We start from the raw sequence: 14,404 nt of genomic DNA, 5'->3' as shown, positions 1-14,404 counted from the left end.
CTCCTTAACGTCCCAGATAAACTTCAATGACCTGCTCATTGGCCTGCACCTCCCGCAGCGACCCCTCCGCCAGCACCTGGCCCTGATGCAGGACCGTCACCCGGTCGGCGATGGTCTCGACAAACCCCATGTCGTGCTCCACCACCATCAGGGAGTGCTGTCCGGCCAGCGTGCGAAACAGCTCCGCGGTATATTCGGTTTCCGCATCGGTCATGCCGGCCGCTGGCTCATCAAGCAGCAGCAGATGCGGTTCCTGCACCAGCAGCATGCCGATCTCAAGAAACTGTTTCTGGCCATGGGACAGCAGACCCGCCTGGCGGTAGCGTTCGCCGTCGAGGCGCAGCAGGCGCAGCACCTCATTCAGCCGATCGTCCTGTTCGCTGCTCAGCCGGGCGCGCAGGCTGGCCCACACCGATTTATCCCCCTTCATCGCCAGGGCGAGATTTTCCGCCACCGTCAGCGCTTCGAAGACCGTCGGTTTTTGAAACTTGCGCCCGATACCCTGGCGGGCGATGGCCACCGGGTCGAGAGTGGTCAGATCCACCGACTGGTCATAGATCGCTTTGCCGCTCTGCGGCCGGGTTTTGCCGGTGATCACGTCCATCAGGGTGGTCTTGCCCGCGCCGTTGGGGCCGATCACGCAGCGCAGCTCGCCGACGCCTATCGCCAGCGACAGATCCGTCAGCGCCCGGAAACCGTCAAAGCTGACGTTAATGTTCTCCAGCTGCAGTACCGGGTCGGTTTGCGCACGGAAGCGATCTCCGGGCAGCTGGCGGGTAAACAGTCCTTCATCCGGTTGCATTAGCGGTCTCCTCGACGCAGCAGACCCATCACCCCGCGGGGTAGAAACAGGGTCACGATAATGAAGATGAGGCCAAGAAACAGCTGCCAGTACTCCGGCATCGCCACGGTGAAAATGCTTTTCGCGCCATTGACCAGCCCGGCGCCAAGCACCGGGCCGATCAGGGTGCCGCGCCCGCCGAGCGCCACCCAGATGGCGGCCTCGATGGAGTTGGTCGGCGACATTTCGCTGGGGTTGATGATCCCCACCTGCGGGACGTATAACGCCCCCGCCAGGCCGCAGAGCACCGCCGACAGCGTCCACACCAGCAGCTTGAAGCCGCGCGGGTCGTACCCGCAGAACATCAGGCGGTTCTCGGCATCCCGCACCGCGGTGAGGATGCGGCCAAACTTACTCTGCGCCAGCGCCGAGCCCAGCCACAGGGTCAGCAACAGCAGCAGGACCGTGGCCATAAACAGCGCCGCCCGGGTGCCGGTGGCGGTGACCGGAAAGCCCAGCAGCGTGGTAAATCCGGTGAAGCCGTTGTTACCGCCAAACCCGGTCTCGTTGCGAAAGAACAGCAGCATACCGGCATAGGTCAAGGCCTGGGTCATGATCGAGAAATAGACCCCTTTGATCTTCGAGCGGAAGGCGAACCAGCCGAAAACCAGCGCCAGCAGGCCGGGAACCAGCACCACCAGCGCCATCGCCCAGGCGAAATGCTGCGTGCCCCACCAGAACCAGGGCAGCTCGTTCCAGGAGAGAAAAGACATGAACGCCGGCAGACCGTCCCCCGCCGCCTGGCGCATCAGGTACATGCCCATGGCGTACCCGCCGAGGGCAAAGAAAATCCCGTGGCCAAGGGATAGCATACCCGCGTAGCCCCAGACCAGATCCAGCGCCACCGCCACGATGGCGTAGCAGAGGATTTTACCGCTCAGGGTCAGCAGCCAGCTCGGCACCGCCAGCGGATGGGAGGCCGGCAGCAGCGCCAGGAATGGCATGCCCAGCAGCCCCAGCACTAACAGGATCCCCAGCCAGCGCAGAGGCCGCGGCGCGCGCTGCGCCAGCGTTAAGGTAATGGGTTGGCTCATCAGTCAATCACCCTCCCTTTCAGCGCGAACAGGCCCTGCGGGCGTTTCTGAATAAACAGAATAATCATCACCAGGATCAGGATCTTGCCCAGCACCGCGCCCATCTGAGGTTCAAGAATTTTGTTGAAAATGCCCAGCCCAAAGGCTGCCGCCACGCTGCCGGCCAGCTGGCCGACGCCGCCCAGGACCACCACCAGGAACGAGTCGATGATATAGCCCTGACCCAGCTCCGGGCCGACGTTGCCAAGCTGGGACAGCGCCACGCCGCCCAGCCCGGCAATACCGGAGCCGAGACCAAAGGCCAGCATATCCACCCGCCCGGTAGGCACGCCGCAGCAGGCGGCCATCGCCCGGTTCTGCGTCACGGCGCGGACGTTCATTCCGAGGCGGGTGCGGTTCAGGATGAGCCAGGTGAAGCACAGCACCAGCAGGACGAACGCCAGCACCGCCAGCCGGTTCCACGGCAGGATCAGGTTCGGCAGGACCTGCACGCCGCCGGAGAGCCAGGCGGGGTTCGCCACCTCCACGTTCTGCGCGCCGAACAGCATCCGCACCAGCTGAATAAGCATCAGGCTGATCCCCCAGGTGGCGAGCAGCGTTTCCAGCGGCCGACCATACAGATGACGGATAATGGTGCGCTCGAGCGCCATGCCGATCCCGGCGGTGACCAGGAAGGCCACTGGCAGCGCGACCAGCGGATAAAAGGCCAGCCACTGCGGCGCGAGCTGCGCCAGGACCTGCTGTACCAGCCAGCAGCTGTAGGCGCCGATCATCAGCATCTCGCCATGGGCCATGTTAATCACCCCCAGCAGCCCGTAGGTGATCGCCAGCCCCAGCGCGGCCAGCAGCAGCACCGAGCCCAGCGACAGCCCCATAAAGGCCTGACCCAGCAGATCGCCGAGCAGCAGCCGATGTTTGATCTTTTGCAGGCTGTCGCTGGCCGCCTCGCGCACCGCCGCATCCGGCTCATGCTGGGCATCGGTAAAGGGGATCAGCAGCGCCTGGGTTTCCGGGTCCGCGGAATGGCCGAGCAACGTCACGGCGGCCAGCCGCGCGCTGGCCTCAGGCTGAGTCAACTGCAGGCGCGCCAGCGCCACCTCCAGCAGGCCCCGCACATTATCATCGCTTTCCGCCTTCAGCCGCTGCTGCAGCAGAGCGGCCATGGCTGGGGTCGCTTCCCGCTGCAGGGTGCGCGCCGCGGACGCTCGCTCTGTGACGTTGTCACTTAAAATAAGATGGCTGGCCAGCGCGCCGGCAGCCAGATTGCGCAGACGGTTGGTCAGACGGACCGGCCGGGTGTCGCCCTGCGGCGCGGCGGCGGCGCCCAGCGGTTGTAAGCCGCCCTGTCGGGCGCGGAAGGCATGTTTTCCGTCGTCCATCACCAGGCTCTCGCTGGTTAACGCCCGCAGCAACGGCAGGCGATCCGCCTGCGGCGCTGCCGCCCACTGGGTCAACAGCTGCGCCTGCTGGCTGCGGCTGGCGGCGACGAAATCATCCGCCTCCGCAGCCTGCGCCCGCCATGGCAGCAAGCTCAGCAGCAGCGCCAACACACTCATGAGACGCAATGCGTTCATGTCGTTCTCCTCTGGTCAGCGGCCGACGGGCGCGACGCTCCCGCCCCGTCGGCCCTGGCGCTTACTGGCTGACGGTTTTCACCGGATGGTCAGGTTTCTTATCATTACCGGGGATCCACGGGCTCCACGGCTGTGCGCGGACGGGCTCATCGGTCTGCCAGACCACATTGAACTGGCCGTTGCCTTCGATTTCACCGATCATCACCGGCTTATGCAGATGGTGGTTGGTGGCATCCATCGTCAGGGTAAAACCGGACGGCGCTTTGAAGGTTTGCCCGGCCATGGCGTCGCGCACTTTGTCCACGTCGGTGGTGCCGGCTTTGGTCACCGCCTGCGCCCACATATGCAGACCCACCCAGGTCGCCTCCATTGGGTCGTTGGTCACCACCGTATCGGCATTCGGCAGCTTGTGCGCTTTGGCGTAAGCGCGATAGTCGGCGACAAAGGCTTTATTGGTCGGGTTATCGACCGACTCAAAGTAGTTCCATGCCGCGAGGTTGCCGACCAGCGGTTTAGTATCGATGCCGCGCAGCTCCTCTTCCCCCACCGAGAAGGCCACCACCGGCACGTCGGTCGCTTTCAGACCCTGGTTAGCCAGCTCTTTGTAGAAAGGCACGTTGGAATCGCCGTTGATGGTGGAGACCACCGCCGTTTTGCCGCCGGCGGAGAATTTTTTGATATTGGCGACGATGGTCTGGTAATCGCTATAGCCGAACGGGGTGTAGACTTCTTCGATATCTTTGTCCTGGATCCCTTTGGCATGCAGGAAGGCGCGAAGGATCTTGTTGGTGGTGCGCGGATAGACGTAGTCGGTTCCCAGCAGGAAGAAGCGTTTGGCGCCGCCGCCGTCCTCGCTCAGCAGGTATTCCACCGCCGGGATGGCCTGCTGGTTAGGCGCCGCGCCGGTATAGAAGACGTTGGGGGACATCTCTTCCCCTTCGTACTGTACCGGGTAGAACAGCAGGCCGTTCAGCTCCTCAAACACCGGTAGCACCGATTTACGCGAGACCGAGGTCCAGCAGCCGAACACCACCGCCACCTTGTCCTGGGCCAGCAGCTGGCGCGCCTTCTCGGCGAACAGCGGCCAGTTGGAGGCCGGGTCGACCACTACCGGCTCCAGCTTTTTGCCCAGCACCCCGCCTTTGGCGTTGATGTCGTCGATGGCCATCAGGGCGACGTCCTTCAGCGGCGTTTCGGAAATCGCCATCGTCCCGGAGAGCGAATGCATAATCCCGACTTTAATGGTGTCGGCGGCATAGGCCTGGAATGAGAGACCCATAGCCATTACAGAGGCGGAGAGTGCAAAAGCTTTTAATAACGTTCTTCGTTGCATGATTCACTCCTGAGTAGCGCAAAAATAAAGAATTAACAGCTAACCAGAGGTGATAAGGCAAAAACGGTGCCAGGTTGTGAGAACAGCGGGACGCGGCGCAGGCGGAGGGCGGAGACGAAGGAGATGGCAGCGTTGCCTCATCACGGTGCAACGCTGCGCTAAGAAAGGCATTACCAGACGTCGGCGGCGATGGCGGTCACCAGGCGAACTTTTTGCCACTGCTGGTCTTCGCTGAGGGCGTTACCCTCTTCCGTGGAGGCGAAACCGCACTGCGGACTCAGGCAGATCTGCTCAAGCGGAACATACTGCGCCGCCTCGGCGAGACGCGCTTTGACCCCCTGCGGGTTCTCCAGCTCGCCGTTTTTGGTGGTGATCAACCCGAGGACCACCTGCTGATGGCCGGGACGAATAAAGCGCAGCGGCGCGAAATCCCCGGAGCGGTCGTTGTCATATTCGAGGAAGAAGGCATCGACATTGACGCCGCCAAACAGCACCTCGGCCACCGGCTCGTAACCGCCCTCCGAGATCCAGGTTGAGCGGAAATTACCCCGGCAGACGTGGAGGCCCACCGTCAGATCGGCCGGTTTGCCCTCCAGCGCCTGGTTCAGCACCCGGGCATAAATGCGCGCCAGCGCATCCGGATCGTCGCCGCGCTCGCGCACCTGCTGACGCTGGGCATCGGAGCACAGATAGGCCCAGACGGTATCGTCCAGCTGCAGATAGCGACAGCCGGCGTCATAAAAGGCGCGGATCGCGTCGCGCCAGGTGGTGGCCAGGTCGTCGAAGTAGTCGCTGAGATCCGGGTAAACGGTGGCATCAATATCTTTCCGACCGCCGCGGAAGTGCAGCACGCTCGGGCTGGGAATGGTCATCTTCGGCTGCGCGTCGCCGCTGATGCTTTTCAGATAGCGGAAATCCTCCAGCATCGGGTGGTCGCCGAACGCCAGCTTGCCGGTAACGCGCACGCCGTGGGCTTTGGTCTGCACGCCGTTGAACTGGATCCCCTGCTCGGCATCGTAACGCTCAACGCCCTGCAGGCCGTCGAAGAAATCGAAATGCCACCATGCGCGACGAAACTCGCCGTCGGTGACCACGTGCAGGCCGCAGTCGCACTGCTGCTGGACCAGATGACGGATAGCGTTATTCTCAATTTCGCGCAGCTGACCGGCGTCGATAAGCCCCTCCGCCAGCTGCTGACGCGCCTGTTTGATACTGTCCGGACGCAAAAAACTGCCGACGATGTCTGCGCGGAACGGGGCCTGTTGACGTTGCATGCTGTCTCCTTAGCGGTGGGCGCGTTAGTTGCCCACCGTGATAGTTCATTATTTGAATTTTTAGACTTCTGGATGGCTATATGTCCAGATACTGGCATGCAGGTCGACGGGCCGCAAACGAGAATATTTCATGGTACATGAAAAATATTCACTTACCGGCGACAAACGCATAACCTTCATCTTCCCAGCCGGTGATCCCGCCGAGCATCATTTTCACCGGCCGCCCCAGTTCGGCCAGCTTCAGCGCGGCAACGTCGGCACCGTTGCAGTGCGGCCCGGCGCAATAGACCACAAACAGGGTCTCCGCCGGCCAGGCCGCCATTCTCTCGGCGCTGATCTGGCTGTGCGGAAGATGCAGCGCGCCGGGCAGGTGACGCCGGGCGAAGGCCTCCTCGCTGCCGACCACGTGCAGCAGGACAAAGTCGACCTCGCCGGCACGCTGGGCGCTGTGCACATCGGCGCAGTCGGTCTCGAGATGCAGCTTATGGCGGAACCAGCGGATAGCCTCGGCGGAGGTGGCAGGGGTAAATTGGCTTACTACACTCATGGCGTCTTCTCCTTGTCTGTGATAACACTACTTTACTGACGCCCATCACCCTTATCTGCCGGCAACCATGACAGAAAACGCTAACATCCTGACAACCCCTTCGGTGACACTGTCACCTCACCGCGTGGTGGTCCTCGCCTACGATGGCCTGTGCACGTTTGAGTTTGGCGTGGCCGTGGAGATCTTCGGCCTGCCGCGCCCGGAAATGGGCGAGCGTTGGTACCAGTTCGCCGTCGCCGCCGTCGATGAAGGGCCTCTGAGAGCCACCGGCGGGTTCCGCCTGATGACCGACGGCGGCCCTGAGCTTCTCGCCCAGGCGCAGACCATCGTGGTCCCGGGCTGGCGCGGCATCGACGCCCCGGTCCCCGAAGCGCTGTGCGCCGCCCTGGCCGCCGCTCACGCCCGCGGATGCCGAATAATCTCCATCTGTTCCGGAGTGTTCGTTCTCGCCGCCGCCGGGCTGCTCAATGGCCGCCAGGCGACAACCCACTGGCGCTACACCGCGGCGCTGCAGTCCCGTTTTCCGCAGATCCAGGTGGTGGAGGATGTCCTTTACGTGGGCGATGATTTGCTGATGACGTCCGCCGGCAGCGCGGCGGGGATCGACCTCTGTCTGCATCTGGTGCGCGAGGATTTCGGCAGCGAGGCAGCGAATGTGGTCGCTCGCCGCCTGGTGGTCTCTCCCCATCGCGATGGCGGTCAGGCGCAGCAGGTCCTGCGTCCGGTGGCCCGCAGCCGGGAGAGCCTGCGCCTTGGCCAGCTGTTTGATTATCTGCACCAGCATCTCGCCGCCAGCCACACCGTCGCCTCCCTCGCGCAGCGCGCCGGCATGGGGACGCGCACCTTTTTGCGCCGCTTTGAAGAGGCCACTGGTAAAACCCCCGCCCGCTGGCTGCTGGAGGAGCGTCTGCTGCGCGCCCGTCAGCACCTGACGGAGAGCACGATGGGCATCGACCAAATCGCTGAGCGCTGCGGATTTGCCAGCGCTGGCACCCTGCGCCACCATTTTCGCCTGCGCTTCGCGCTAAGCCCGCTGCAGTACCGTAAACAGTTTGCTACTTCTCCGATTGCAAAATCCTCGCAGCCACGGACAATAGACGGCCACAGTAAACCGGTCGCCAGGATGGTCGATGATGAAGAAAGAGTGTCGGGTAGTGATCTATAAAGAGGGCCTGCTGGGCAGCCTGTTTTTTGGCGAAGCCAAAGCCGACCCTGACAAAATGAGCCAGTTTCTCAGCAGCTATACCCGCGAGGGCTGGGAGGTAAAAACCATGTCGGTGGAGCGCCGCCGTACCGCCCTGTTCTGGTCGCGGGAAGCGTATCTGTTTGTGCTTGAAAGGCCCCTCTGACGGAGCCTGCGCCTGGTTTACACGCTTAAGCCAGGCGTTGCCCGGCATCCGCGCTCAGGGCTGGCGAATATAGCCCTGCTCGTGCATTTTGCGCATGCCCTCCTCGCCAGCGCAGACCATCCCGGTGGTCAGCATGGCAAAACCAAAACGCTGATAGAACGCGATTTTATCGGCCACCGCATAGATAAAAATTTTGCCAAAGGGCAGCAGCTGCTCCCGGACCGCCAGCATCAGCTGTTGTCCGTAACCCTGCCCCTGTCGGTCGGGGACGATCGCCACATCCGACAAGTAGCTGCTCCAGGTGCAGTCGCTGATGGCGCGCGCCACGGCAATTAGCTGACCGTTTTCATAGCCGAACCAGCAAAAGGTGCTCTGGCGAAACGCCTGCTCCAATTGCTGAACATCACGTTCATTCAGCCCGGCCTCGGCGACGATGGTCCGCACCCGCCGCCAGTCTACCCGCGCAATCGCCTCTTTGCCCTCAATCACCATCATGACCTTGTCTCCCGCCGTGTTCGGCATCTATCCCGGAAGAAAGATGTAGCATGCCGCCGCCGGGGATGCCAGGCGAAAAAACCAACGAAAGAACGCGGAAAACGGGAGTGAGGCAAAAAAAAACCGCCATGTGACTGGCGGTAAATCAATGCTTGCATGGATAGATTGTATTTTGCATTTTTCGCAGGCAGAGGATCCTGACCTCTCTACGTTTGATCCCGAGGTTAGCATGGTCAACCTCAATAAATCCTCAACGGCCTGCGGCTAAAGCTTCTCCACCAACGCTTTCAGCTGCGCCAGGGTCTGCTGCCGGTCCTCCGCGGCGGCGAGCGGCCACGCCGATTGGCGCACGATGAGCCGGGTCGGCAGCAGCTCGCGGATCCGCATCTGCGGGGCCGCCATCAGAGCAATCAGCCGCTCCACGGCCCGTTTGCCCAGCAGATCAAAGTCCTGCGCCACCGTGGTGAGCGGCGGCTGAAAGTAGAGACTGTCAGCGGTGTCGTCATAGCCGGTCACCGACACCGCCTGGCTGCCGCTGCGATTGAGCTGGGCCAGCGCGCTGAGTACCCCGAGCGCCATCTGATCGTTGGCCACCACAATGGCGCTGATCCGCGGCTGGAGGTGCAGCAGTTCGAAGGTTTTCTGCCAGCCGCTGGCGGCGCTCCAGTCACCGAACACCGTGGTTGAACGGGCAATGTTCAGGCTGTGCAGCGCCTCGCGCCAGCTGGCGAGACGCAGACGGGCGGAAACCGAACTTTCCGGCCCCGCCAGCAGGCCGAATTCGCGATGCCCGAGCTCCCACAGATGGCGCACGCAGGCTCCGCAGCCGTCGCGATGGTCGAAGCGCACGCAGCAGACATCGGCCTCCGGGGAGACGTCAAGAAACAGGCAGGCCATATCCGGGTTCTCTTTAACCAGCCGCTCGGCGGTGGCGTTCTCCAGCGGCAGGCTGACGATCACCCCGCGAATATGCTGGGCGCGCAGTTCGTCCAGCCGGGCCTGCAGCGCGGCGAAGTCGGCCTGCGCTGGCATCGCTATCGCCACCTCCAGCTGGTGCAGGCTGGCATGGCTCTTTACCGCGGCGGCGATCTGCGAGGGGGCATGCAGGGTCAGCGAGGCGGTAATCAGCCCAATGGAGGGCGCCGCTTTGCCGGCGAGCAGCTGCGCCGAGCGGTTAGGCACGTAGTGCAGCGTCTGCATTGCGCGGATCACCTGCTCGCGGGTGCGGGCTGACACCACTTCCGGACGGTTCAGGACCCGGGAGACCGTCTGTTGGGAGACGCCCGCCGCGCGGGCGACATCCTCCAGGGTTGCGGTACGACGCGGCATAGTTTCTCCTCATCGACAAAATGTCGTGCGCTAACATTTTATGTTTAACGCACGACAAAAAACAGCGTATTACCCCCGCTTTCGTGATCGTCTGTTAATTTCATTTCCGCCGTCGTTGCTGGAAAAAACAAATTACCCGATAACGTTCTTCATCCTGTTTAGCGATCGACATTTTCTGACTTGCCGGGGATTACTATGCCAATAAGCGATACCAGTCGCCGCCACGCGCCTGACTTCCACGCCGTCCTCGCCCGCGAAGACTGGCAGAACCAGACCATTACCCATCTCAACCGCCTGCCGGCCCATCCCGCGTTCGCCAGCTGGCGCGATGAGCTTGCCGCCCGCGATAATCATCCTTCGCCCCATCGTCGTCAGCTGGACGGCGAGTGGCAATTTGCTTACGCCCGCAGCCCGTTTGCCGTCGATGCGCAGTGGCTGACGCAGGACCTGCCGGGCAGCCGCGGCACGCCGGTGCCCTCCAACTGGCAGATGGAGGGCTATGACGCGCCGATCTACACCAACGTCCGCTACCCCATTGACACCACCCCGCCGCGGGTGCCGGAGGATAACCCAACCGGCTGTTACTCCCTGCACGTTGCGATCGATGACGCCTGGCGCGCGGACGGGCAGACGCAGATTATTTTCGACGGCGTTAACTCGGCCTTTCATCTCTGGTGCAACGGCGCCTGGGTCGGTTACTCCCAGGACAGCCGCCTGCCGGCGGCGTTCGATCTCAGCCCCTTTCTGCGTCCGGGCGACAACCGCCTGTGCGTGATGGTCATGCGCTGGAGTGCCGGCAGCTGGCTGGAAGACCAGGATATGTGGCGGATGAGCGGTATTTTCCGCTCGGTGTGGCTACTGAATAAGCCGCACCAGCGGCTGAGCGACGTCCAGCTGACGCCGACCCTTGACGCCCTCTGCCGCGACGGCGCTCTGCAGGTCCAGGCGACCGTCGAGGCGACAGAAGCGGCGCTTGCCGGGCTCAGCGTCGGGGTTAGCCTGTGGCGCGGCGAGCAGCCTGTCGTTGCCCACCGTCAGCCGTTAGGCACCCCGACGGTGGATGAGCGCGGCCGTTACGCCGAACGGGTCGATTTCTCCCTGGCGGTGGCGGCGCCGGCGCACTGGAGCGCGGAAACCCCGGATTGCTACCGGGCGGTGGTCACCCTGTGGCGCGGCGAGGCATTGCTGGAGGCAGAGGCGTGGGATATCGGTTTTCGCCGCATCGAGATCGCCGACGGCCTGCTGCGCCTTAACGGCAAACCGCTGCTGATCCGCGGCGTTAACCGCCATGAACACCACCATTTACGCGGTCAGGTGGTCAGCGAGGCGGATATGGTGCAGGACATTCTGTTGATGAAGCAGAACAACTTTAACGCCGTCCGCTGCTCGCACTACCCCAACGCCCCGCACTGGTATGAGCTGTGCAACCGCTACGGTCTGTACGTGGTCGATGAAGCCAATATTGAAACCCACGGCATGGTGCCGATGAATCGGCTGTCAGACGATCCGGCGTGGCTGCCAGCCTTCAGCGCCCGCGTCACCCGGATGGTACAGAGCAACCGCAACCATCCGTGCATTATCATCTGGTCGCTGGGCAACGAATCCGGCGGCGGCGGCAACCACGAAGCGCTGTACCACTGGCTGAAGCGTAACGACCCGACCCGTCCGGTGCAGTACGAGGGCGGCGGCGCGGATACCACCGCCACCGATATTATCTGTCCGATGTACGCCCGCGTCGAACGCGACCAGCCGATCCCGGCGGTACCGAAGTGGGGGATCAAAAAATGGATCAGCCTGCCCGGTGAGCAGCGGCCGCTGATCCTCTGCGAGTACGCCCACGCGATGGGCAACAGCCTCGGCAACTTCGCCGATTACTGGCAGGCCTTCCGCGAGTATCCACGGCTGCAGGGCGGGTTTATCTGGGACTGGGCCGACCAGGCGATCCGCAAAATCTTTGACGACGGCAGCGTCGGCTGGGCCTACGGCGGCGACTTTGGCGATAAGCCGAACGATCGCCAGTTCTGTATGAACGGTCTGGTGTTCCCCGATCGCACGCCGCATCCGTCGCTGGTCGAGGCGAAGCACGCCCAGCAGTATTTCCAGTTCGCCCTGCTGTCAACCTCGCCGCTGCGGGTGCGCATCGCCAGCGAATACCTGTTCCGCCAGACCGATAACGAAGCGCTGCGCTGGCAGGTGCAGGCGGCCGGTGAAACCTTGTACCACGGCAACCTGACGCTGGCGCTCCCTCCTGAGGGCAGCGACGAGATAACGCTGCTCGACAGTCTGATCCTGCCGCCAGGCGCCCGCGCCGTGTGGCTGACGCTGGAGGTGGTCCAGCCCCAGGCGACAGCCTGGTCCCCGGCGGATCATCGCGTCGCCTGGCAGCAATATCCCCTGCCGGCGCCGCTGGCGCTGCCTGCGCCCACGGTGCCAGCCGGCGCCCCGGATCTTATCGTCAGCGATGAGGCCTGGCAGATCCGCGCCGGCACGCAGTGCTGGACCGTCGATCGCCGGACCGGTTTGCTGAGTGGCTGGTCGGTTGCCGGTCAGGAGCAGCTGCTGACCCCCCTGCGGGATCAGTTTATCCGTGCGCCGCTCGACAACGACATCGGGGTCAGCGAAGTGGAGCGCATCGACCCCAACGCCTGGGTGGAGCGCTGGAAAAGCGCCGGCCTGTTCGACCTTGAGGCACGCTGCGTGCAGTGCGACGCCCAGCGTCTGGCGAATGAGACCCTTGTCGACAGCCGCTGGCACTACCTGCGCGGCGACGAGGTGGTGATTGTCAGCCACTGGCGCCTGCGCTTTACCGCGGACGGAACGGTGCGGCTGGCGGTGGACGGCGAGCGCGCGGAAACGCTGCCGCCGCTGCCGCGGGTCGGGCTGCACTTCCAGGTGGCGGATCAGCAGGCGCCGGTGAGCTGGCTGGGGCTGGGGCCGCATGAGAACTACCCCGACCGGCGGAGCAGCGCCTGCTTCGCCCGCTGGGAGCAGCCGCTGGCGGCGATGACCACCCCCTACATCTTCCCGACGGAAAACGGCCTGCGCTGTGATACTCAGGCGCTGGACTGGGGACGCTGGCACGTCAGCGGTCATTTCCACTTCTCCGTTCAGCCGTGGAGCACCCGTCAGCTGATGGAGACCGACCACTGGCACAAGATGGAGGCCGAAGACGGCGTGTGGATCACCCTTGACGGCCTGCATATGGGGGTGGGAGGCGATGACTCCTGGACCCCAAGCGTGCTGCCGCAGTGGCTCCTGACCCAAACGCGCTGGCAGTACGAGGTCTCATTGCGTTGCCTTTAATCCGTGGGGGCGGCAGCCCCCACCCTACAAACAGAATAACAAGGGATCATGGTGATGAAATTCTCTGAACTGGCGCCGCGAGAACGGCATAATTTTGTCTATTTCCTGCTGTTCTTTTTCTTTTACTATTTCATTATGTCGGCCTATTTTCCGTTTTTCCCGGTGTGGCTGGCGGACGTTAACCATTTAACCAAAACGGAAACCGGGATCGTCTTCTCCTCCATCTCGTTGTTCGCGATTATTTTTCAGCCGGTATTTGGTTTAATGTCGGATAAGCTCGGCCTGCGCAAACATCTGCTGTGGACTATTACGGTGCTGTTAATTCTGTTCGCGCCGTTCTTTATTTTCGTTTTCTCCCCGCTGCTGCAGATGAATATTATCGCCGGTTCGCTGGTGGGCGGGATCTACCTGGGGATTGTTTTCTCCAGCGGCTCCGGGGCGGTGGAAGCCTATATCGAGCGCGTCAGCCGGGCAAACCGCTTTGAATATGGCAAAGTGCGGGTCGCTGGCTGCGTCGGCTGGGCGCTGTGCGCCTCGATAACCGGCGTGCTGTTCGGCATCGACCCCAATATTACCTTCTGGATCGCCTCCGGCTTTGCGCTGGTGCTGGGTCTTCTGCTCTGGCTGTCGCGCCCGGAAAGCAGCAACAGCGCCCAGGTTATCGAGGCGCTCGGGGCCAATCGCCAGGCCTTTTCGCTGCGCACGGCGGCAGAGCTGCTGCGTATGCCGCGCTTCTGGGGCTTTATCGTCTATGTGGTGGGGGTCGCCAGCGTCTACGACGTGTTTGACCAGCAATTTGCTAACTTTTTCAAAAGCTTCTTCGCCAGTCCGCAGCGCGGTACCGAAGTGTTTGGCTTCGTCACCACCGGTGGCGAGCTGCTCAATGCCGTGATCATGTTCTGCGCCCCGGCCATCGTTAACCGTATCGGGGCCAAAAACGCCCTGCTGACCGCGGGGATGATCATGTCGGTGCGTATTCTCGGGTCGTCTTTTGCCTCATCGGCGGTGGAGGTGGTGATCCTCAAGATGCTGCATATGTTTGAGATCCCCTTCCTGCTGGTCGGGACCTTTAAATATATCTCCTCCGCCTTTAACCCGCGGCTCTCGGCCACCCTGTTTCTGATCGGCTTTAACCTGTCAAAACAGCTGTCCGGGGTGGTACTTTCCGCCTGGGTGGGCCGGATGTACGACACCGTCGGCTTCCATCAGGCCTATCTGATCCTCGGCTGCATCACCCTGAGCTTTACCCTGCTCTCGTTCATCACCTTACGCGGCGGCAAAAGCCTGCTGCCGGCAGCGGAGACGCAGACCCCCGCCTGACCGGG

Annotated in this window: 12 protein-coding genes; 4 read left to right on the top strand and 8 right to left on the bottom strand. The window is 62.8% G+C overall.

Annotated features, from left to right (window positions below):
- Positions 1–4: 4 nt before the first annotated feature.
- From urtD to ABLV52_RS05125, 6 genes are all read right to left on the bottom strand, one after another.
- Positions 5–802, bottom strand: a complete 798-nt coding sequence (gene urtD, locus ABLV52_RS05150; protein WP_023289616.1) for an urea ABC transporter ATP-binding protein UrtD — start codon at positions 800–802, stop codon at positions 5–7.
- A complete protein-coding gene (urtC, locus tag ABLV52_RS05145; protein ID WP_348890103.1) occupies positions 802–1,875 on the bottom strand; it encodes an urea ABC transporter permease subunit UrtC in 1,074 nt (357 codons plus the stop codon). Before urtC ends, urtD begins: the two co-directional genes overlap by 1 nt.
- Positions 1,875–3,449 carry an urea ABC transporter permease subunit UrtB gene (urtB, locus tag ABLV52_RS05140; protein WP_048334859.1) on the bottom strand — a complete coding sequence of 525 codons (1,575 nt, stop codon included), beginning with the start codon at positions 3,447–3,449 and terminating at the stop codon, positions 1,875–1,877. Before urtB ends, urtC begins: the two co-directional genes overlap by 1 nt.
- Positions 3,450–3,510: 61 nt before the next feature.
- Complete coding sequence (gene urtA, locus ABLV52_RS05135; protein WP_004205981.1) at positions 3,511–4,782, bottom strand: urea ABC transporter substrate-binding protein; 1,272 nt, start codon at positions 4,780–4,782, stop codon at positions 3,511–3,513.
- A 170-nt stretch (positions 4,783–4,952) separates the two neighbouring features.
- A complete protein-coding gene (locus ABLV52_RS05130; RefSeq protein WP_004205982.1) occupies positions 4,953–6,056 on the bottom strand; it encodes a cobalamin-independent methionine synthase II family protein in 1,104 nt (367 codons plus the stop codon).
- A 148-nt stretch (positions 6,057–6,204) separates the two neighbouring features.
- Positions 6,205–6,603: a rhodanese-like domain-containing protein gene (locus ABLV52_RS05125; RefSeq protein WP_023289613.1), complete on the bottom strand. Its 399-nt coding sequence runs from the start codon at positions 6,601–6,603 to the stop codon at positions 6,205–6,207.
- Positions 6,604–6,670: 67 nt separating this feature from the next.
- Between ABLV52_RS05125 and ftrA the strand changes: the two genes are divergently transcribed.
- Together ftrA and ABLV52_RS05115 are read left to right on the top strand one after the other, a co-directional pair.
- Positions 6,671–7,768, top strand: coding sequence for a transcriptional regulator FtrA (ftrA, locus tag ABLV52_RS05120; protein WP_182962003.1), 1,098 nt, complete (start codon positions 6,671–6,673; stop codon positions 7,766–7,768).
- Entirely contained in the window at positions 7,737–7,952 is a 216-nt protein-coding gene (locus ABLV52_RS05115; RefSeq protein WP_004205985.1) for a DUF4177 domain-containing protein, read from the top strand. The genes ftrA and ABLV52_RS05115 overlap by 32 nt, the downstream gene beginning before the upstream one ends.
- 54 nt (positions 7,953–8,006) lie before the next feature.
- On the opposite strand, the gene ABLV52_RS05110 is transcribed toward ABLV52_RS05115, so the two are convergent.
- Complete coding sequence (locus ABLV52_RS05110) at positions 8,007–8,447, bottom strand: GNAT family N-acetyltransferase (protein ID WP_023289611.1); 441 nt, start codon at positions 8,445–8,447, stop codon at positions 8,007–8,009.
- A 264-nt stretch (positions 8,448–8,711) separates the two neighbouring features.
- Complete coding sequence (locus ABLV52_RS05105; protein WP_348890102.1) at positions 8,712–9,776, bottom strand: LacI family DNA-binding transcriptional regulator; 1,065 nt, start codon at positions 9,774–9,776, stop codon at positions 8,712–8,714.
- A gap of 195 nt (positions 9,777–9,971) precedes the next feature.
- Here ABLV52_RS05105 and ABLV52_RS05100 point away from each other — a divergent pair, with 195 nt between their 5' ends.
- Positions 9,972–13,079 (top strand): beta-galactosidase, encoded by a 3,108-nt coding sequence (locus ABLV52_RS05100; protein ID WP_348890101.1) that lies wholly within the window; start codon positions 9,972–9,974, stop codon positions 13,077–13,079.
- A gap of 54 nt (positions 13,080–13,133) precedes the next feature.
- Positions 13,134–14,399 (top strand): MFS transporter, encoded by a 1,266-nt coding sequence (locus tag ABLV52_RS05095; RefSeq protein WP_023289608.1) that lies wholly within the window; start codon positions 13,134–13,136, stop codon positions 14,397–14,399.
- The last annotated feature ends 5 nt before the right edge of the window (positions 14,400–14,404 follow it).

This window comes from Klebsiella sp. GB_Kp056 (assembly GCF_040064755.1).
GTDB lineage: Bacteria > Pseudomonadota > Gammaproteobacteria > Enterobacterales > Enterobacteriaceae > Klebsiella > Klebsiella quasipneumoniae.
The sequence above is the reverse complement of the archived record's forward strand: the minus strand, read 5'-3'. Positions and strand labels throughout refer to the sequence as shown.